The sequence below is a fragment of the Streptomyces solicamelliae genome (assembly GCF_045348655.1).
Taxonomy (GTDB): Bacteria; Actinomycetota; Actinomycetes; order Streptomycetales; family Streptomycetaceae; genus Streptomyces; species Streptomyces solicamelliae.
Map to the genome: position 1 here is coordinate 192,954 of NZ_CP160404.1, position 19,751 is coordinate 212,704.

Below are 19,751 nucleotides of genomic sequence, written 5' to 3' on the forward strand. Positions count from 1 at the left end.
CGCTGTCCCGCTCAAGCAGCAAGAGCAGGCAGACGACAGGAGCTGGTCATGAAGCATCGCATCGTCGTTCTCGGGGCCGGGTATGCCGGAGCGCACGTGGCTGGGTCGTTGGCGCGGCGGCTGGTGGCCGAGGCAGTGGAGATCACGGTGGTCAGTGCCGTGCCGGAGTTCGTTCAGCGGATGCGGCTGCATCAGCTGGCGTCCGGACAGGAGGTCGCGGCTCCGCGGCTCGCGGACGTGTTCGCGGGGACGGGGATTCGGCTGCGGCTGGGCCGGGTGACCGGGGTCGACCCCGAGCGGCGGGTCGTGGAGGTCGCCGATGCCGGCGGTGGGGCCGAGGTCGGGTACGACACGCTGCTCTACGCGCTCGGCAGTCACGGCGCCGTCCACGGTGTCCCCGGCGCGGCCGAGTACGCCTTCGACATCAGCGGCCGGCCCTCCGCGCTGCGCCTGCGGGAGAGGCTGGACAGCCTCGGCGCCGCGGGGCGGGGCGGGGACGTGGTGGTCGTCGGTGACGGGCTGACCGGAATCGAGACCGCCACCGAGATCGCCGAGTCCCGGCCCGGGCTGTCGGTGACGCTGATCGCCCGCGGTGAGCTGGGCGCCCGGCTCTCCGACGGGGCCCGCAGCCACCTGCGCCGGGCCTGCGGCCGGCTGGGCGTCACCGTCCTGGAGCACACCGAGGTCGAAGCCGTCGAAGCCGCGCGGGTGTTGTGCGCCGACGGCAGCGTCCTGGCGTCCGACGCGACGGTGTGGACAGCCGGCTTCGCCGTCAGCCCCGTCGCCGCGGCCGCCGGGCTGGACGTCACCCAGGACGGCCGGATCGTCGTCGACCGCGTCATGCGGTCCGTCTCGCACCCGGACGTCTACGCCGTCGGGGACAGCGCCTACGCCCTCGGCGACAACGGCCGGCCGCTGCCGATGTCCTGCGCCTCGGCCGGCTACACCGGCGCGCAGGCGGTGAGCGCGATCGTGGGACGCCTCACCGGCCGCACGATCCCGCGCACCAAGCTGGAGTACGTCGGCAACCACATCAGCTTCGGGCGGCGGGACGGGGTCCTGCAGCCGGTCGACGCCGAGGGGCGGGCGAAGCCGAAGTACGTGGGCGGGCGGAAGGCCGCGCGAATCAAGTCCGGCATCCTCAGGATGTCGCTGTGGGCCACCTCGCACCCGACCTTCGGCCTGCCCAAGCGCAGGCACCACGTGACCGCCGAACACGCGGTCGCGTCGCCGGCCACGGCGCGCGTCTAGAGTGAAGCACGTGGACGACACCGTCGCCGATCGCTTCGGCACCGCTCGCTTCGAGGCCGGCCGGAACCGGCTGGCCTCGCTGGCGTACCGGCTGCTGGGCTCCGCCGCCGACGCCGAGGACGCCGTGCAGGACGCGTTCCTGCACTGGCAGGCCGCCGACCGCGAGCGGATCCGGGTGCCGGAGGCCTGGCTGACCAAGGTCGTCACCAACCTGTGCCTCGACCGGCTCCGCTCGGCGCAGGCCCGCCGCGAACGCACCGCCGGCGCCTGGCTGCCCGAACCGCTGCTCGACGGCGACCCGATGCTCGGCCCGGCGGACACCTTCGAGCAGCGCGAATCGGTGTCCCTGGCCGTGCTGACGCTGATGGAGCGTCTGTCGCCGGTCGAGCGGGCCGTCTACGTCCTGCGCGAGGCGTTCTCGTACAGTCACGCCGAGATCGCCGAGATCCTCGACGTGACCCAGTCCGCGAGCCAGCAGCACCTGCACCGGGCCCGGAACCGCGTCGCCGCCGCGCGCCGCCGCGGCAGCGAGGTCGATCCGGCCGACGCCCGCAGGATCGTCGAGGAGTTCCTCGCCGCCGCCTCCTCGGGGCGTACCGAACGGCTGGTGGCGCTGCTCACCGACGACGCGACGGGGGTCTCCGACGGCGTCGGCGGCACGGCCGCGCAGCTGCTCCGGTTCGACAGTCCGCAGCGCATCGCCGCCGTCACACGGGCCGGGCTGAAACCCACCGCCGCGAAACGGCGACTGGCCGGCGGCACGCCCGCCGTCCACTACGCGTTCGTCAACGGCGCGCCCGCGTTCCTCTTCGTGCTCGGCGACCGGGTCATCGGCGCGGTGACGTTCGACCTCGCCGGCGGCAGGATCGCCACCGTGCGCGGTATCGCCGCCCCCGCCCGCCTCGCCCGACTCGCCGAAGTCTGGCGCCGGCAGGCACCGGACACGCCGCTCGTCGCCGAGTGGTGACCCGTCGCCCCTCCCCCTGCCCGCCCTCGTGCTGTCGCCCTGGCCGGATGGGCAGTCGGGGGCGGCACTGCGCCCTGCGTGACCAGGACGGCCGCGAGCCGGTACCGGGAGACGCACCCTGACTCAGTGGCCACTAAACAGATGTGCGAATGTCAGTCGCGCGTGATAGTCACTACCTCCACGAGGGGGGTGATCATCTGCCTCCCCGTTCGAGAACACCAAGGGGTGGGGACATGGCGTTGCTCCGTGATTGGGGGCTCACGCTGGGACGATGGTCCGGCCGGCCGGAAGCGCGGCTGGTGAAGGGCGACGACAAGCCCGAGGTGGCACAGCTGCGGGCGGCTGCCGCCGCGGCGGACTGGGGCACCGTACGGAGCGTGCTCGAGGCACGCCCGGAGAGCCAGGACCGTACGGGGCTGCTGTGGACCGTCGCCGACACGGCCGGGGTGGAGCGCTGGATCGGCGAGGTGCTGGAGGCGGAGCCCGAGTCGGCGCTGGCGCGGACGGTGGCGGGCATCCGGTACATCAGCTGGGGCTGGGAGGCCCGGACCTCCGGGTACGCGAAGAACGTCTCGCGCGAGCAGTTCGAGGTGTTCCACTCCAGGCTGCGCCAGGCCGAGGAGTACCTGTACGAGGCGGCCGAGCGGGAGCCGGGCTGGACCTCGCCCTGGTACGCGCTGCAGATCTCCGGCCGCGGACTTCAGGTCGGGCAGGTCACGGCGCGCCGCCGGTTCGAGGCGACCGTGCGCCGCGACCCGCACCACCTGGGGGCGCACGAGCAGCAGCTGCAGCAGATCTGCAAGAAGTGGGGCGGCTCGCACGAGGAGATGCACGCCTTCGCCCGTGAGTCCGCCCTCAAGGCTCCCGGCGGCACGCTCCTCGGCGGGCTGGTGGCGGACGCGCACATCGAGGAGTGGCTGTCCCTCGAATCGGGGCCGGACGCCGCGTACATCGGCCGCCCGGACGTGGCACAGTCGCTGCGGCAGGCCGCCGACCACTCGTACCGGCACCCGGACTTCGTCCGGGAGGGTGCCTGGCTCGGCGTGCTGAACAGCTTCGCCATGGCGTTCTCGCTGGCCGGCGACCGGGCTTCCGCCCGTGAGTGCTTCCAGGCGACGGAGGGCCGCGTCACGGAGTCCCCGTGGCAGTACCTGAACGGCTCCGACCCCGTCGCCGCCTACCGCAAGCACCGCTCCTCCGCCGGGCGCTGACCCCAGGCGTGCCGAGTTCCGTCCCCTTTCGCGAAGGATTCCGTCCGGTGTCACCGTCCGAGACCGCCCACACCTTCCAGGTCGACCTGCGCGGCCTGGTCGACCTGCTCTCCCACCACCTCTACTCGAGCCCCCGGGTCTATCTGCGCGAGCTGCTGCAGAACGCCGTGGACGCCATCACCGCCCGGCAGGCCGTCGACCCGGGCGTTCCCGGGTCGATCACCGTGCGAACCGGTGACACGCTCACCGTCACGGACACCGGCATCGGTCTGACCGAGGCCGATGTCCACCGCTTCCTCGCCACCATCGGCCGCAGCTCCAAGCGGACCGCCGAGGGCGCCCTGGACGGGGCCGGACTCGACGCGGCCCGCGGCGAGTTCATCGGCCAGTTCGGCATCGGTCTGCTGGCCTGCTTCGTCGTGGCCGACGAGATCACCGTGCTCAGCCGGTCCGCGGCCGACCCGGCGGCGCCCGCGGTCGAGTGGCGCGGCCACTCCGACGGCCGGTACACGATCCGTACGCTGCCGGCGTCGGCCGTGCCGGAGCCGGGCACCACCGTGCGCCTCGTGCCGCGGGCCGACAACGCCGAGTGGACGCGCCCCCGGCAGGTCGTCGAGCTGGCCCGGCACTTCGGCAGCCTGCTGCGGTACGAGGTCACCGTCGTCGACCCGCAGGGGGAGAAGACCCGGATCAACGACGCGCCGCCGTGGGAGCAGACGCACCGCTCCCCGCTCGCCCGTCGCGAGGCGCTGACCGCGTACTGCCGCGACCTGTTCGACTTCACGCCGCTGGACAGCATCGACCTCGACCTGCCGGCGGCCGGGCTGCGCGGTGTCGCGTACGTACTGCCGACGCCCGTGAGCCCGGCGCAGCGGGCCGGTCACCGGGTACACCTGAAGGGCATGCTGCTCACCGACCAGGCGCCCGAACTGCTGCCGGACTGGGCGTTCTTCGTGCGCTGCGTCGTCGACACCACGAGCCTGCGGCCGACGGCCTCGCGCGAGTCGCTGTACGAGGACGGCACGCTGTCCGCCGTACGCGACGCCCTCGGCGAGCGGATCCGTGACTGGCTCACCGGGCTCGCGGCCAGCGACCCGGCGCTGCTGCACCGGTTCATCGACACGCACCACCTGGCGGTGAAGGCGCTCGCCCGGTACGACGACGAGCTGCTGCGGGTGGTGCTGCCGTGGCTGCCGTTCGAGACCACCGACGGCAACGTCACGCTGGAGGAGTTCGCGCGGACGCACCCGACGCTGCTGGTCACCCGGAGCGTCGAGGAGTTCCGTCAGGTCGCCCCGATCGCGGCGGCGGCCGGGCTCGGCGTGGTCAACGGTGGCTACACGTACGACCGCGACCTGGTGCACCGTCTGCCGGAGATCCGTCCGGGCACGTCGGTGGGCGACCTCGACCCGGCCACGGTCACCGCGCATCTGGACGCGGTGGACCCGACGGCCGAGCTGCGCGCGGCGGCGTTCCTCGCCGTCGCCCGCGAGACGATCGCCGTGCACGACTGCGACGTCGTGCTGCGCGACTTCCAGCCGGTGACCGCGCCGGCGCTGCTGCTCGACAACCGGGAGGCGCGCCATGAGCGGACCCGGTCGAGCCTGGCCGCCGAGAGCGACGGTCTGTGGGCGGACATCCTGGGCTCGCTGCGGAACGAGACGCCGCGCGCCCAGCTGGTCCTGAACCACCTCAACCCGCTGGTCCGCCAGGCGATCACGATCGCCGAGCGCGGTCTGGCCGTGACCACCGCCGAGGCGCTGTACGGGCAGGCCCTGCTGCTCAGCCGCCGCCCGCTGAAGGCGAGCGAGAGCGCCCTGCTGAACCGGGCCTTCATCGGCCTGCTCACCCACGCCATGCACAACGCCGGCACGGACGCGGACGGCGTCGGGCCCGGGAAGGACATCTGATGCTGGACACCCCCGAGGCCGTGGTCGAGGCGCTGCGTGAGAACCACGACCGCCCGCACGGCATGCAGCGCACCGTCGCCGCCGAGGAACTCGTCGAGGCGGCCGGGCAGTTCGAGAAGCCGGACGTCCTGGTCACGGCCCTGCTCGAGCTGATGACGGCGTACGAGTTCACCGGCGAGTACCGCAAGTCGCCGGTGGTCTTCGGCCGGCTGCTGAAGCTGTGGGACGAGTCTCCCGAGGAATTCAGCGAGTGGGAGGCGCACCAGATCTACTGGCGCTTCAAGTGGGTGGCGACCTCGCTGCTCGACGTGCCGGAGGTGCCGCTGGCCTCGATCCACGGCTGGATCGACGAGATGCGCCGCCGGTACGAGAAGGCCGAGCACGGCATGCAGCCCGTGGCGGCGATGCGCTACCACGTCGCGTCCCACACGGGTGTCGGCGTGGCCGACGCGTACGACCTGTGGGTCACCCGGCCGCGCACCGAGCTGAGCGACTGCGAAGCGTGCGAGACCCGCCATCTGGCCTCGCACCAGATCGACGGGGGTGCCGACACCACGGCGCTCGACACGCTGCGGCCAGTACTCGACGGGGCGATCGGCTGCGCCGAGGAGCCGCAGATGAGCCAGGCGCTCGCGCTGGCGGCGCTGCTGCGCACCGGCCGGCTCGACGAGGCCCGCTCGCAGCACCTGACCGGCTACCGCCGGGTCCGCGGCAACACCGGCATGCAGGCGTGGGTCGGCCGGCACCTGGAGTTCTGCGTCCTGTCCCGCAACGAGGGCCGCGGGCTCGAGATCCTCGCCGAGAACCGGCCGCTGTTCGAGGCGACCGGCGCACCGCACGCCCATCTGGACTTCCTCACCGGTGTGGAGCTGCTGCTCGCCCGGATCGTCGAGGACGGGCACCCCGACACGGTCGTCGCGGGCCCGCCGGGGCGGAACTGGACCGCGGACGAGCTGCTCGCGCACGTCCGCGCCGAGGCGGACCGGCTCACCGCGGCGTTCGACGCGCGCAACGGCACCAGCGCGGTCGGGGAGCGCCGCCGGGAGCGGCTGGCGCAGCGTCCGCTGCTCGACGCGCCGCTGCCGCTGGGGCTGCGGACGTCGGTCGCCCGGCCGGCGGCCCCGGCGGCCGCCCCGGTGGCGGTGTCCGCCGCCGTCGTGGAGGTACCGGAGGACTTCGTCGCCCTGGTGCGCGAGGCCCGGCGGATGGCGAACTCGGGGCACCCGGGCGACACCCGGCTGTGGAACCGGATCGCGGAGCGGCTGGCCGACGGCAGCACGGTGCACGACGACCGGATCGGTCCGGAGGAGCTGCTGCGGGCGGAGCTCGCCGAGCAGCGGGCGGGCGAGCTGGCCATGGGCGACCGCGACGACGAGGCGACCGTCGAGATGCGGCGGGCGGCGGAGCTGTACGAGCGGATCGGCATGCCGTGGCAGGCGCTGTCGGCGCGGGCCCGGGGCCTCGCCTGGACGAACCAGCCGGCCGAGGAGGAGGACGGCGGCGAGACGGGCGCCTCCGTGGAGGCCGTGCGCCTGGACGCCGACGCCCTCCGTGACGCCCTCGACGCACTGCTGCCCGAGGCCGAGAAGCTGCGGTCCGAGGCCCCGTTCACGGGCGAGCCGCTCGGGGCGGCGGAGGCGGCGTCCGGCGAGGACCTGGAGCAGGAGCGCAAGCTGGCGTACCTCGCGGTGTTCTACTCCCGCACGTACGCGGCCTACCGGGAGCTGGGGCGCGGGGGTCCCGAGCCCTCCCCCGCGGCCCTCGCGCGCTTCGAGACGTGCGTGCGCGCGCTGCGCGCCGAGGCGGAGCGGCTGGCCGTGCCGCACCAGGTCGCCAACGCGCGGCAGTTCGCGGCCGATGTGGCCGCCCGGCACGGCGACTTCGCGCACGCCGAGGCGGAGCTGCGTGCGGCGCTGCAGGACCTGGAGGCCGCCGGCCGGCCGTGGCGCGCTCCGCGGCCCCGGGCCCTGCTCGCGCAGATCCTGCTGGCGCAGGAGCGGCAGGCGGAGGCGGTGGACCTGCTGCACCAGGCGCTCGCGGACGCGGTGCGGTACGACGACGTGGACTTCCCGGTGGCGCCGACGTACGCGATGCTCGGCCACGCGGTCTCGCACCTGGGCGACTTCGCGGGCGCGGTGCGCCACCTGTCGGAGGCGGCCACGCGGTACGACCAGGCCGGCGAGGCGGAGGAGGCCGCCGATGTGCGGCTGCAGCTGGTGGACGTCCTGATGCGGACGGGTCAGCACGCCGACGGTGTGGCCGTCCTGGAGTCGCTGGTGGCCGAGGAGTCGGCGGCCGCGCTGAACGAGCGGATGGTCGCCCAGGCCCGGCTGACGCTGGCCCGCGGGCTGCGGGAGCTGGAGGAGTACCTGCCGTCGGCCGAGGAGTTCGTGCGGCTCGCGGACGCGACCGCCGGCTGGGAGGACGACGCGCCGATCCAGACGATGGTGGCGGCGGACACCGCCATCGCGCTGGCGCTGGCGGACCGCTGGGACGCGGCGGGCACGGCGTACGGGCGGGCCCTCGCGGCGCACGCGAAGGCGCCGAACCCGTCGTTGATGGCCCACATGATGTGCGAGTTCGCGCGTCTGGTGATGAACGAGCAGGGCCCCGAGGGCCTGGAGACGGCGCTGCGGCATCTCGCGGAGGCGGACGCGCTCGCGGACGCCGTGCCGGCGGGCACGGAGGACTTCGTGCCGTGGTTCGAGCGGGGCACGGTGCACTACCGCCGGGCCCGTGTCCTGGCGCAGGCGGAGCGGCCCGAGGAGGCCCTCGCCGCGGCGGAGGCCGCCGTTCTCAGCCACGAACAGGGCGGCGAGGACGGCGAGACGCCGCGGGCCGAGGCGGTCCGGGTCGCCGCGCTGATCGAGGGCAACATGCTGGGCCGGTACAAGGAGGCCATCGCCCGGCTGACGACGGCGGCGGCACGCTGCCGCAAGGCCGGGCTCCCGGAGGCGGCGCAGATCCTGGACGCCCTGCGACAGGACTACATGTCCCGCTAGCCGCCCGGTCGTCAGGACCGCTCCGATGCCGGAGGCCCCGGACCCGGCCGTGCAACACGGCCGGGCCCGGGGCGCGTTACGGGGAGTGTCAGTGCGCGCTGGTAGCGTGCGGCATCCGGTGGAACGATCACGAGGGGACGAAACCGTGCAGGTAGTGGCGCATCACGAGGTCGGCGAGGAGCGCATCGCCCAGGCTCTGGAGGGCATCGAGGACCGGGCATGGGCCCGCTGGCACTCCATGCGCTACGGCTCCTTCTCCCCTGCCGGATTGCGGGAGTTCGCCGACGAGCTGCTCGACCACGTCGCCGCGCGCGCCCTGCAGGACCCGGCGCTCGACGACACCGCGCGCTCCGCCCTGCTGACGGCGGCGGAGTGCCATCTGGGCCTGATGAGCCTCGCCTGCTGGCCCGACGGCGACCAGGAGCTCCGCTTCCCGCTGGCACTGAACCAGACGCTCACCAGCGAGGAGATGTGTTTCCGCGACGTCGTCGACGAGCCGCCGTCGGCCCGTACCTGGCTCGACGTGTTCGCGGTGTCCCTGGTCGGCGGTCTGATGGCGGACTGGCAGAAGGTCGTCGGTCTGCTGCTGCGGGGCGATTGCGCGCCCGAGATCCACAAGGGCGCGCCGTACTCGAGGTTCACGCCGCCGGAGGACCCGGGCGGCACGGCCGCGATGGACGCGCTCTGCTTCTATCTCGCCGAGTCGAGCGGGCATCTGCCGCGCGACTGGCCGACCGTCACCCTGCGCAAGCCGGACGCCGAGGAGCGCGCCGAGGCGGCCCGGCTGCTGGACGCGGCCGGTGAGCTGACGGCGGACCAGCGGCTGCTGCGGGTCCTGCTCGACGACGACCGGGCCGCCTTCGAACAGGCCCTGGCGGCCCGGCTGGTGGAGCACCGCGAGAGCGTGGGCGCGGACCCCGCCCCGCGGACGCTGCTGCCGATGGACACGCTCGCCCTGGCCGCCCTCGCGGTGCAGGTGCACGGCTGGGAGCCGGGCATCAGCTCCGTGTACCTGCCGCAGGCGCTCCTGGGTACGACGGACGCGCTGCAGCGGGCGGCGGAGTCCGGCGAGAACAACCTCGGCGTGTGGCACGCCAAGTAGTCCCGGCGGTCCGCCGCACCCGTGCTACGACCGGGTGGGCAGTTCCGCCTCGATGAGGTCGGCGGCGCGGCGGGTGCCGCCCTCGCCGGCCATCCGCTCCTGGATCTCCCGGCCGCGACGGGCCACCTCCGGGTCGTCGACCAGCGCGAGGACGGCCTCCCTCAGGCGGTCGGGGGTGACCTCGTCCATCGGCAGATGGCGGGCCACGCCGAGGGACTGGAGCATGTCGGCGTTGCCGAACTGGTCGGTGGCCAGGGGGACGGCGACCATCGGGGTGCCGGTGGCCAGCCCCTCCTGGCTGCCGCCCGCGCCGGCGTGCGTGACGAAGGCGTCGGCCTGCTTCAGTACGGACAACTGCGGTACCCAGGAGCGCACTTCGACGTTGTCCGGCACGTCGCCGAGCTCGGCCGGTTCGACGAACCTGCCGATCTGGAGCACGACGTGCCAGCCGTCGAGGCCGCCGAAGGCCTCGACGCAGGCCCGGTAGAAGTCGGGCTGCTTGGTGAAGGCGGAGCCGAGGGAGACCAGCAGCACCTTCCCGGCGTCCGCGGGCCGCTGCCACTCCCCCTGGTCGGCGCGTTCGCCCTGGCAGGCGCCGACGAAGGTGTACACGGAGCGGTCGACCCGGTCGGCGTTCGGCTGGAGGGCCTCGGGGATGAGGACGACGGCACGGCGCGGGCGGGCGACGTAGCGGTCGGGGTCGGTGTGGATGCCGTGGCCGGCGAGCCAGTCCGCGAAGCGCGCGTAGTACGCCTTGCCCCGCGGCGAGGTCCTGAGCTCGGCGTACATCGGTCCCGCGACCTCCTCCTCGTACCCCTCCCAGGGAACGAGGTTGGGCCAGAGGGAGACGGCGGGGACGCCCCACCCGTGGGCGAGGGCGGCGGCCGGGTACGAGGTGATGTCGTGCAGCACCAGGTCCGGGCGGTCGCCGTCGAAGGCCGCGGCGAGCTGCGGCAGGACGTGGATCGCGTCGTCGAGGAACGGCTCGATGTTGTCGATGAGTTCGGTCCCCCAGGCGTCCGGGTCGTCGTCGGTCGGGAGGGTGGAGTCGTAGACGACGGGCGTGGCGCCGGTCGCGGCGACCTTGTCGGCGAAGGAGGCGGGGATCGCGTAGCTCACCCGGTGACCCCGGTCGACGAGTTCGCGGATGACCTCCAGGCTGGGGTTCACGTGGCCGTGGGCGGCGATGGAGAACATGGCGATGTGGGAGCGGGGTGCGGTCGTCATACGAGAGACGCTACACGAGACGGACCGTATCGTCTAACGGTTTGCGGACAGGCCGGCCCTCCCGCCGGGCGGGCGTAAGGGCCGGCGCGGGTCAGCGCCTGGCGACCCCCAGCGAGACCACGTACCGCTCCTCCACCGTCCCGTCCGGGAAGACCGCGGTCAGCAACGCGCGCTCCGCGGCCAGGAATTCCGCCGTGCCCTGCTCGCCGAGCATGAGAAAGGCCGAGTGACTGGCCAGATTGGCGAGGTGCCGGTCGAGCGGGACACTGCGGCTCCACGCCACCTGGCGGGTGCCGAAGTCGAGCTCGGTCGTCAGACGGCGGAACCGGACCAGGGGGTCGGTCTCGCGGACGTCCACGCCGAAGAGCCCTCGCACCCGCGCGTCCTGGTCGGCGATCCACGGAACCGTGACGTCGGAGTCGTTCCACCAGAGCGCCAGCGCGCCGCCGGGGCGCAGCACGCGCAGTGCCTCCGGGACGGACCGCTGCGGGTCGGTCCAGTGCCAGGACTGCGCGTACGTGACGAAGTCGGCCGAGCCGGAGGCGAGCGGCAGCCGGTTGCCGTCGCCGAGCACGAGCGGCACGCCGGGCAGGGCGCGACGGAACTCGGCGGCCATCCCGGCGCCGGGCTCGACCGCGACGACCCGGGCCCCGTGCTCGACGAGGCGGGCGGTCGCCAGCCCGGTCCCGGCCCCGACGTCCGCGACGCGCGCCCCCGCCAGCGCGCGCCCGGCGAGCTCCTCGACGGCGTCGAACAGGGCGGGCGGATAGGAGGGGCGGTTGGCGGCGTAGAGGGCGGCGGCGGTGTCGAAGGAGAGGGCCTGCGAGGCCGGTGTCGTGGGCGTCATCAGACGATTCTGCGTGAACGCAGCCCGTGACGGACGCGGAACTGCTGGCCGGTGCCCTGCTGTTCCACGAGAGATCGGGCGGGGTGCCGGCGGCACTCCGCCGACGCGCCTCCGGCGAACGGACCAGTCCGGCAGCGGGACGGCGGCCGGTGCCCCGTACGATGAACGTCATGACCTTCGCCGACCGGCCGACGAGCCCCCGCCCCGCCGGGCGCGGACTCGTGCTGCTGGTGCTGGTCGTGCTCACCGGACTGCTCGGCATGCACGCCCTGTCGCCCGCGCAGGGCGCGGTGCGACAGGCGACGACCGGCGCGGTCCAGGCCGGTCACCACGGTCAGCCGCCGTCGGGTCACGTATCTCAGCATTCGAATCACGCGTCTCGTGCGCCTCACTCGGCCCCCGAGACTCTCGGCTGCTCGCACGATTCGGGCGGCGGTCATGCGGAGCACGCGGACGCGACCTGCGCCGCGGCCGGGGTGAGCGCCTCGTACGCCCCTCCGGCGCTCGCCGCCGCCCTGACGGACCTTTCCGTGACGGCCGCCACCGTCGGTACGCCGCCGGCGTCCACCGTGAGCGGGCGCGCGCCGCCCGACCTCGCCGAACTGCAACTCCTGCGGATCTAGAGCCGCCCGCGCGGCCCGCCTCGCCCTGCTGCGACGGGCCGTGCTCCGAGGCGTCCCTTCATCCGTGAATCCGTACTGCGCGCACGCCGGTGGCCCGGCTGCGCGGCTAGGAGTTGCACCCGCATGAGCAGCAAGCGTTCCCACGTCCGTCGTGCCGCCGCCGTCGTCGCGGCCGGTGCCGCCGCCCTCGTCCTCGCCGCCTGCGGCGGGAACGACGCCGACAGCAGCACGAACGGTCACAGCGGCCACGGCGCCGCCACCTCCTCCCCGTCCGCACCGGCGTCCGCCGCGCCGGGCCAGCAGAACGCGGCCGACGTCGCCTTCGCGCAGGGGATGATCCCGCACCACCGTCAGGCCGTGGAGATGGCCGATCTGGCGCCCACCCGCGCCGAGTCCCCGGCCGTGAAGAAGCTGGCCGCGGACATCAAGAAGGCGCAGGACCCCGAGATCAGGACCCTCTCGGGCTGGCTGACCTCGTGGGGCGAGCAGATGCCCGCCGCGGGAGCCGTGGACCACTCCTCCCACGGCATGGGCGGCATGATGACCACGGCGGAGATGGAAGGGCTCAAGGCCGCCTCGGGCAAGGCCTTCGACACGGCCTTCATGGAGCTGATGATCAAGCACCACGAGGGCGCCGTGACGATGGCGAAGACGGAACAGGCACAGGGCGCCTTCCCCGAGGCCAAGACGATGGCGGGGGCGATCATCACCTCCCAGTCGGCCGAGATCGCCCAGATGAACAAGCTGCTCGGCAAGTCCTGACCGGCTAGCCGCGCGGGGACGGGGCCGCAGCGCGCGGTCCCGTCTCCGCGGCTTCCCGGGCGATCTGCTCGAACTGGGCGCCCATGGCCTCGGCGAGCGCCTGGGCGGCGGAGAGCGGGCGGACCATGACGGTGAAGTCGTCGATCCGGCCCTCGTCGTCGAAGTGCAGGAAGTCGCAGCCCTGGATCCGCCGGCCGGCGACGGTGGCCGTGAAGACGAGGGCGTGGTCGCGACCGTCCGGGTTCGCGATCTCGCGCTCGTACGTGAAGTCCTCGAAGACGCGCATGACGCCGCGCAGGATCGCCGCGGTGATCGCCTTGCCCGCATACGGCTTGAACGCCACCGGGCTGGTGAAGACGACGTCGTCGGCGAGCAGCGCCTCGATGGCGGCGGCGTCGCGGTTCTCGACCGCGGTGCGGAACGGATGCATGGGGACCCCTCGCTCGACTTACCCAACAAATTGAATAGGTGCGATGCAGGGTAGAGGGGTCGCGCGCGGCCTGACAAGGCCCGACCGGGGAGCGGGCGCGGAGCCGCCGTACGGCACAATCCACGTCATGATCGGCAATCGGCTCATCCATCGCGAGGCGGACGGCGTCCGCATACCCGGGACCTGGCGGCCCGCGTTCATCCGCAACGCTGACACCTACTTCCTCACCGACCTGTTCGTCTACGCCGACGGGCTGGTCGACTGCTGGGAACTGGTCACCCTCGACGAGTTCCACGACAAGCTCCGCCGCGGCTGGGTCGCCACCGAACTGCCCGAGGGCGGACACGCGTCCGCACACGGCCTGGCCGCGTGGACGTTCACCGAGCCGGAGACCGGGCTCACCCCCGACGTGATGATGGGCGAGGTCCGGGACACCGTGGACCAGCTAAACGGCCGCCCCGACTCGACCGGCCGCTGCCTGGCGGCGGTGGACGTCTTCCTCGCCGACCGCACGGAGGAGAACCGGGCCGCGGTCCGCGAGGCGTATCTGGCGATCCCTGAGACGCGGCGCCGCTTCGCGCTCGGCGACATGGACCGCAGGGACATCCCCCTCCAGGTCCTGGTCGCGGGGCCGGGCGGCCCGTCGCCGGACTTCCCCGACGAGCCCGTCGAGCAGGCGGAGTACGACGAGGCGATCGGCTACTTCGAGGAGCGCGCCCGGCGGATGGCGGAGAGGGACACCCGCGTCCCGGCCGACGGCCCCGCCACCCCGCACGCCCCGGCGATCCCGCTGCGCCAGAGGTACCCGATCCGGCACACCGCCGACCCTGGGCTCCAGGCGCTGTTCAACGAGTACCCCGCCCCGATCGTCGTCGACGGCGTCACGTACCCGACGGTCACCCACGCCTACTGGGCGCAGTCGGTCGCCGATCCGGAGGACCACGACGCGGTCGCCGCGGCGGGCAGCCCGGCCGCGGCCGAGCATCTGGCGGCCGAGGCTCCACGCCGGGAGGGCTGGGAGCGCCGACGTCTCGCCGTCATGACGCGCCTGCTGCACGCCAAGTACGACCAGCACCCGGACCTGGCCGCGATCCTGCTGGCGACGGACGACGCCACGCTGCTCTACGGCGCCCCCTTCTCGGACTTCTGGGGCTCCCACGGCGCCGCCCGCAACTGGATGGGGCGGCTGCTCGAACTCACCAGGGCGGGTCTGCACAACGAGGCGTGACCGCCCGCCCCCGGTTCCCCGGGGGCAGGTACTCAGGCGTCATGGGCCGGGCGGGCGTCGGCAGTTGAGTACGCGCACCCAGGCGGCGCGGGCCTCGGCGGCCGACGATGGAGGAACGTCACGCCGCCCGCACCAGCCAGGAGTCCTCCCCGTGCTCAGTCGCCTCGCCGCCGCTCTCGTGCCCGTCGTGGGCCGGCTCACCGTCTCCGCGGACATTCCGCGGCTGCCCGAGGGCGGCGCGGTCATCGTCGCCAACCACACCAGCCTCGCCGACCCGGCGGTGGTGCTGGCCGCGCTGCGCCGCATGGGGGCGGAACCGGTGGTGCTCTGCGCGGCGGGGCTGTGGCGGATCCCGCTGCTCGGCCGCGCCCTGACGCGCGAGGGGTACGTGCCCGTGTACCGCGGCACGGACCGGGCCGCCGACGCGCTGGCCGTGGCCGAGGCGGCGCTGCGCGCCGGACGTCATGTCCTGGTGTACGGCGAGGGCCGCATCCCGGACCGCCCGGACTCGGCGGACGCGCCGCCGGAGGAGTTCCGCACCGGTCCGGCCCGGCTGGCGGCCGCCGCCGGCGTGCCGCTGGTGCCGCTGGGCCAGGCCGGCGCCCGCCGCATCACCTCCGGCAGCACGGCCAAGCAGCTCGCCGGACTGCTCACCGCGCCCTTGCGGCGCCCCCGCCTGCATGTGCACGTCGGGGTGCCGGCGCACCTGCCGGCGGACGCCGCGGCCGCGACCCGGCTCGCCCGGCAGGCCGTCACCACGGCCTGGCAGTCGGCCGCCCACCGGCGGGCGCGCCTGCCGATGTGCGGCGACGGTCACCCGTCCACCTGCGCCCATCTCGCCCGTCCGGCCGATGCCCGCGCTTCTAGGTCAGGATCCGACCTCGTTCCGTCCTACGGTCATGACGTCCGCTTCGCACGGCAGGAAGGACGGTCATGAACCGCACCGCACCCGAGGGTTACACCAGCGTCGCTCCCTGGGTCGTCACCGACGACACCGGCGCCCTGCTCGACTTCGTCACCGCCGCGTTCGGCGGCGAGGAGCTGGCGCGGGTGCCCGTCGAGGACGGCACCATCGGGCACGGCGAGATCCGCGTCGGCGACACCGTCGTGCTCGCCTTCGACCGGCGCCCGGACTGGCCGCGGATGCCCTCGCTGCTCCGCGTCTACGTGCCCGACGCGGACGCCGCCGTGGCCGCCGCCGTCGCGCAGGGCGCCACGGTCGTCACCGAGGTCGCCGACAGTGCCTGGGGCGACCGCGGCGGCCGGGTCCGCGACCCGTTCGGCAACATCTGGTGGGTCAGCAGCCGCACCGAGGACGTCGACCCGGACGTCGCCTGGAAGCGCATGTCCGAGCCGAAGTACGCGGAGTCGATGCGCGTGGCGCAGGAGACCCTCGACGCCGAACTGAGCGGCCGCCGGAAGGGCGTGGCCAGTCCGCCGCGCCGCCCGGCGTCCTAGGGGGTGTCAGACACCCCCTAGGCCACGGCCGCAGGTCCTCGTCCGGTCGTCGCGCGCCGGCGGATCCACTCGCCGATCAGGCCGGTGGAGAGCAGGCCGGTGAGGAGCGAGGCCAGGGAGAAGCCCGGTCCCGACGTCCAGTCGACCTGCGGCGCGTGGACGGCGAGCACCAGGACGGCCGCCACCGCCACGCCGGGGACGGCGATCAGTGCCGGGCGCACGCGGGCGAGGTCGTCCTCGGCGAGGGAGCCGAGGACTCCGGCGCCGAGGGCCAGGCCCCCCACCCCGAGGCCCTGGGCGTCGGCACGGCCGACGGTCCAGGGCACGAAGTCCGCCCAGAAGCCCGGCAGAAAAAGCAGCCCCGCGCCGATCCCGAGCCAGCCCGCGCCGAGCACGGCCAGGAACGGCTTATTCCACCCCGGTATCGGCGCGGTCACCGCTGCGCGGGGCGCGGCCGGACGGCGGTTCCGTCAGCAGGTCCCCGACGCTCTCCGCGAGACCCTCGTACTCGGCGAGGGTGCGGCGGTGCTCGTCGAGCTGCGCGGGGGCGAGGGTGTCGGGGTCCGCTCCGAACCAGAGCTTGAGGATGCCGCGTTCGCGCGCCTCGACGGGGACGAAGGAGGCGTCGTCGAGCCAGGCCTTCAGCTCGGCGCGGCCCGTGTCGGTGAGCTTCATGAGCCGCCGGTTCCCCCCGCCGGGCTGGCGTGTCTCGGACAGCAGCCCGGCTTCGAGCAGCCGGTCGCACTGCGCGTACACCTGCGCGTGCGGCATCGACCAGAACGGCGCGACGGTCCGGGCGGCCTCCCCCTTGACGTCGTACGGAGTGGCCTCGCCCAGCTTGTCGACGATGCCGAGGACGAGGTACGAGGGTGTGGTCAACCGGACTTCAGCCATGCCGGGACCGTGTCGCGGGCCCCGGCCGGGAATCCCCTGCCGGCGAGGGCCCGGGCGGGACGGTCAGGTGTGCACGCGACTGTTGGGGCCGTCCTGGCCGTCGGCGGACTCGTCGTTGAACCAGTAGTCGCCGGCCGCGAGATAGCGGAAGGAGTGGCTGCTCTTCCGGGGCAGGGCGACCGTCACGGCACGAGTCTCGTCCTCGCGGACACGCAGCGGGTGGGCGTACGGGTCCCAGTCGTTGAAGTCGCCGACGACGCTGACGGGGCCGGGCGGAACATCGGCGGGGAGGACGAAGGTGATCTCGGTCCGGTTCTTCCGCTGTTTGCGTTCGAGCATGGCGGTGCGACTCCTGTCGACTCGACGGGCGGGAGGCCTGGGCCCATCCTGCTCCCCGGGCGCCCGCGCGGGACGCCGACACGGCCGACGGCGGCGCCGGAATTCCGGTTGAGCCGGCCGGGGCGGTGGCCCTAGGGTCCGGGACATCGACGTGTAGCTCAGCAGCAGAGCGCCGGGCTCCGGACCCGGAGGGCGCGGGGGCGGAACCCGCCACGTCGGCTATGAACGACGACGCTGAGCAGCAGCATTCCGCGACCGACGCCCCCGCCGCGGCGGCGACCGTGACGCCTCCTGTGGCGCCTGCCGTCGCGCCTTCCGTGGGGCCTTCCGTGGCACCGTCCTATGCGGCGGACCAGTTGGCGAAGGCGCTGGCCACCGCCGTGCGTCACCCCGACGCCGCCACGCGCGGGCGGGCGGCCGAGCGCGGCCGGCGCTGGCGCGCCGTGCTCACCGGGATCGCCGAAGGCCGGCTGACGATCGGCTCGCGGACCCCGGTGGCCGGGCTGCCCGCGTGGGTGACGCCCGAGGTGGTCCGCGGCGGCTTCGCCACCGGCGAGGCGGGCGCCGGGGGCCCGGTCCAGCCGTACGAGGAGGAGTACGCGCGGCGGTTCGGTGTGGCGGCGACGCGCGGGGCGCTGTTCGCCCACGGCCTGACGGAGCCCGGTCTGGAAGCGCTCGGCGCGCTGCTCGACAGCGGCTGCTACGAAGTGGCGGTGCCGGAGGAGGCCGCGCTGCTCACGGTGGCGTGGCTGGTGCGGGCGGGGGAGGTCGCGGCGGCGGCCGAGCTGGTCGAGGTGCTGGCGCCGTACGCGGACACGCTGCGGTTCCTGCCGCGCCCGGCCACGACCCGCGCGGACGGCACCGGCGCGGTGCACCGCCGGACGGTCGGCGAGGCGCGCGGTGCGCTGGAACGCCGGACGCCGAACAAGGCGGTGGAGACGCAGCGCGAGGCGCTGACGGTCTGGAACCCGTTCGCGGACGAACTTCTCGCCCACTGGCTGGAGACGGCCGACGAGGGCCGCGTGTTCACGCGGCTTCCCGAGGCGGGCTGGTACGCGCGCGGTGGCGCGCTGCTCGCGCGGTACAGGGCTCTCGCCGCGACGCACACCCGCTGCCGCAAGCACCGGGACCCCAAGGGGAACACGGGCATCCTGATCGCGGCCCTGATCGAGTGTGCGGCCGGACGGCCCCTCGACCCGCGCCGGCTCGGCCTGGTCCGCACGGCGGCGGAGGCGATGGTGCGCCGTCGCGGGCTTCCGGGCTCGGAGCGGCACGGTGAACTGCGCCGGGTGCAGGCCGCGCAGGCGGCGCTGCCCGGGCATGCCGAGGTGGCGGCGGTCGTGGCCGGCCGGCTCGCCGCGCTGCCGCAGGGTTCGGGCGCCGAGGACCTCGGCCCGCTGGTCGCGGACGTGAGCGAGCGGGAGGCCGAGGAGTCCGGCGTACGGGCGGGCACGGCGCTGCCGCAGGCGGTGATCCGGACAGTGGAGGCCACCCTCAGCGCGCCGCCCGCCACGCTGGTGGAGCGTGGTGTGGTGCCGTCCGCCGAGGTGCTGGCGGAGCTGGTGCCGCAGCTGGTCGCGACGACGACGGCCGGCGCGTACCCGGACGGGGCGCTGCGCACGCTGATGGCCGCGCACTACCGGGCGTTCCGCAACCGGCGCTCGCTGCTACTGCTGAACCTGGAGCACCAGGTCCGTGTCGAGGAACTGCCGTGGGTGCGCGCCGTCGCGCCGTCGCGGCGGCGCGGGGGGACGGCGCGGACGGCGCCATGGAGGCATTGCGCGAGCTGGGCGAGACGGCGGTACGCGGCTTCCCGGGCACGATCCTGCCCAACCCGCTGGTCCGCGAACTCTCCGTCCTCGCACGGCAGGCCGACCTCGGGCGCCGCTGGTGGAGGAGCTGGCGGCGGACATCTTCATGGGCACGTTCAGTTCCAAGTTCCTGCAGGCCGCACGGATCGCGGCCGAACTGCTGCGCGGCACGCTGTACGAGCGGTACTACGGCATCGACTACACCGCCGTGCGCAACGCGGCCGTGGCCGAGGCCGGCCGCAACGCGATGCGCACCCGCGTCCCGCACGTCGCGCCGCACTTCGCCGAGTGGTGCACGACGCGCGCGGGCCAGGACTCCGACGCGCATGACTGGTCGGTGGCCGGCAACGGCATGATCATCGAGCAGGCGCAGATCCTCACCACGCACAACCTGGCCACCCTGGTCCACCGCGTGGGCATCGACCCCGGGCCGGACGGCTGGGACGGCCTGGCCCTGCGCTGTTTCACCACGGTCTGCCGCCTGACGACCCGTCTGCAGGGCCACCCGCGCCCGCTGCCGACGGTCAAGGACGCGGCGTACGCCTGGCGCCAGATGCTCTTCGCCCTGTCCCTCTGCGACGCGGAGACCCAGGCGCGCACCGTGACCGCCCTGACCGCCGAGACGTCCCGTCACCCCGCCCACGTGGCCGGCCGACTCGCCCCCGCCCTGGCGGGCCTGCACCTGGTCG

General features: G+C 74.2%; 18 protein-coding genes and 1 tRNA gene. 13 read left to right on the forward strand and 6 right to left on the reverse strand.

The features are described 5' to 3' along the window. The first annotated feature begins 48 nt into the window (after positions 1 to 48). The 6 genes from ABZO31_RS00950 to ABZO31_RS00975 all read left to right on the forward strand — a co-directional run bounded on the left by ABZO31_RS00950 (position 49) and on the right by ABZO31_RS00975 (position 9,443). On the forward strand, positions 49 to 1,251 hold the full coding sequence (locus ABZO31_RS00950; protein WP_406858875.1) for an NAD(P)/FAD-dependent oxidoreductase: 1,203 nt from the start codon (positions 49 to 51) through the stop codon (positions 1,249 to 1,251). A 10-nt stretch (positions 1,252 to 1,261) separates the two neighbouring features. Continuing rightward, complete coding sequence (locus ABZO31_RS00955; RefSeq protein WP_406858876.1) at positions 1,262 to 2,218, forward strand: sigma-70 family RNA polymerase sigma factor; 957 nt, start codon at positions 1,262 to 1,264, stop codon at positions 2,216 to 2,218. Between the two features lie 233 nt (positions 2,219 to 2,451). Beyond that, complete coding sequence (locus tag ABZO31_RS00960) at positions 2,452 to 3,429, forward strand: hypothetical protein (protein ID WP_406858877.1); 978 nt, start codon at positions 2,452 to 2,454, stop codon at positions 3,427 to 3,429. 47 nt (positions 3,430 to 3,476) lie between these two features. Next, positions 3,477 to 5,339 carry an HSP90 family protein gene (locus ABZO31_RS00965; protein WP_406858878.1) on the forward strand — a complete coding sequence of 621 codons (1,863 nt, stop codon included), beginning with the start codon at positions 3,477 to 3,479 and terminating at the stop codon, positions 5,337 to 5,339. Further along, entirely contained in the window at positions 5,339 to 8,341 is a 3,003-nt protein-coding gene (locus tag ABZO31_RS00970) for a hypothetical protein (protein ID WP_406858879.1), read from the forward strand. The genes ABZO31_RS00965 and ABZO31_RS00970 overlap by 1 nt, the downstream gene beginning before the upstream one ends. 145 nt (positions 8,342 to 8,486) lie before the next feature. Beyond that, positions 8,487 to 9,443 carry an immunity 49 family protein gene (locus ABZO31_RS00975; protein WP_406858880.1) on the forward strand — a complete coding sequence of 319 codons (957 nt, stop codon included), beginning with the start codon at positions 8,487 to 8,489 and terminating at the stop codon, positions 9,441 to 9,443. Between the two features lie 24 nt (positions 9,444 to 9,467). Here the strand turns inward: ABZO31_RS00975 and mgt are convergent, their stop codons facing one another. Continuing rightward, a complete protein-coding gene (gene mgt / locus ABZO31_RS00980; protein WP_406858881.1) occupies positions 9,468 to 10,670 on the reverse strand; it encodes a macrolide-inactivating glycosyltransferase in 1,203 nt (400 codons plus the stop codon). 91 nt (positions 10,671 to 10,761) lie between these two features. Continuing rightward, positions 10,762 to 11,517: a class I SAM-dependent methyltransferase gene (locus ABZO31_RS00985; RefSeq protein WP_406858882.1), complete on the reverse strand. Its 756-nt coding sequence runs from the start codon at positions 11,515 to 11,517 to the stop codon at positions 10,762 to 10,764. Between the two features lie 170 nt (positions 11,518 to 11,687). Here ABZO31_RS00985 and ABZO31_RS00990 point away from each other — a divergent pair, with 170 nt between their 5' ends. Both ABZO31_RS00990 and ABZO31_RS00995 read left to right on the forward strand, forming a co-directional pair. Next, complete coding sequence (locus ABZO31_RS00990; protein WP_406858883.1) at positions 11,688 to 12,140, forward strand: DUF6153 family protein; 453 nt, start codon at positions 11,688 to 11,690, stop codon at positions 12,138 to 12,140. 123 nt (positions 12,141 to 12,263) lie between these two features. Next, the gene (locus ABZO31_RS00995) at positions 12,264 to 12,902 is read left to right on the forward strand and encodes a DUF305 domain-containing protein (protein WP_406858884.1); all 639 of its coding nucleotides are present in this window, start codon (positions 12,264 to 12,266) and stop codon (positions 12,900 to 12,902) included. A 4-nt stretch (positions 12,903 to 12,906) separates the two neighbouring features. On the opposite strand, the gene ABZO31_RS01000 is transcribed toward ABZO31_RS00995, so the two are convergent. Continuing rightward, on the reverse strand, positions 12,907 to 13,332 hold the full coding sequence (locus ABZO31_RS01000; RefSeq protein WP_406858885.1) for a nuclear transport factor 2 family protein: 426 nt from the start codon (positions 13,330 to 13,332) through the stop codon (positions 12,907 to 12,909). A 127-nt stretch (positions 13,333 to 13,459) separates the two neighbouring features. On the opposite strand from ABZO31_RS01000, the gene ABZO31_RS01005 reads away from it, so the two are divergent. From ABZO31_RS01005 to ABZO31_RS01015, 3 genes are all read left to right on the forward strand, one after another. Then, positions 13,460 to 14,560 (forward strand): NADAR family protein, encoded by a 1,101-nt coding sequence (locus ABZO31_RS01005; protein WP_406858886.1) that lies wholly within the window; start codon positions 13,460 to 13,462, stop codon positions 14,558 to 14,560. Positions 14,561 to 14,711: 151 nt separating this feature from the next. Then, positions 14,712 to 15,497 (forward strand): lysophospholipid acyltransferase family protein, encoded by a 786-nt coding sequence (locus ABZO31_RS01010; protein ID WP_406858887.1) that lies wholly within the window; start codon positions 14,712 to 14,714, stop codon positions 15,495 to 15,497. After that, complete coding sequence (locus tag ABZO31_RS01015; protein WP_406858888.1) at positions 15,494 to 16,018, forward strand: VOC family protein; 525 nt, start codon at positions 15,494 to 15,496, stop codon at positions 16,016 to 16,018. Before ABZO31_RS01010 ends, ABZO31_RS01015 begins: the two co-directional genes overlap by 4 nt. A gap of 17 nt (positions 16,019 to 16,035) precedes the next feature. Here ABZO31_RS01015 and ABZO31_RS01020 read toward each other — a convergent pair whose 3' ends face one another. The 3 genes from ABZO31_RS01020 to ABZO31_RS01030 all read right to left on the reverse strand — a co-directional run bounded on the left by ABZO31_RS01020 (position 16,036) and on the right by ABZO31_RS01030 (position 17,251). Beyond that, a complete protein-coding gene (locus ABZO31_RS01020; RefSeq protein ID WP_406858889.1) occupies positions 16,036 to 16,455 on the reverse strand; it encodes a hypothetical protein in 420 nt (139 codons plus the stop codon). After that, positions 16,427 to 16,912 (reverse strand): PadR family transcriptional regulator, encoded by a 486-nt coding sequence (locus ABZO31_RS01025; RefSeq protein ID WP_406858890.1) that lies wholly within the window; start codon positions 16,910 to 16,912, stop codon positions 16,427 to 16,429. Before ABZO31_RS01025 ends, ABZO31_RS01020 begins: the two co-directional genes overlap by 29 nt. 63 nt (positions 16,913 to 16,975) lie before the next feature. Beyond that, positions 16,976 to 17,251: an isoamylase early set domain-containing protein gene (locus ABZO31_RS01030; RefSeq protein WP_406858891.1), complete on the reverse strand. Its 276-nt coding sequence runs from the start codon at positions 17,249 to 17,251 to the stop codon at positions 16,976 to 16,978. 147 nt (positions 17,252 to 17,398) lie between these two features. Here ABZO31_RS01030 and ABZO31_RS01035 point away from each other — a divergent pair. Next, a tRNA-Arg gene (locus ABZO31_RS01035) sits at positions 17,399 to 17,470 on the forward strand. A 110-nt stretch (positions 17,471 to 17,580) separates the two neighbouring features. Next, entirely contained in the window at positions 17,581 to 19,392 is a 1,812-nt protein-coding gene (locus tag ABZO31_RS01040) for a hypothetical protein (RefSeq protein WP_406858892.1), read from the forward strand. The last annotated feature ends 359 nt before the right edge of the window (positions 19,393 to 19,751 follow it).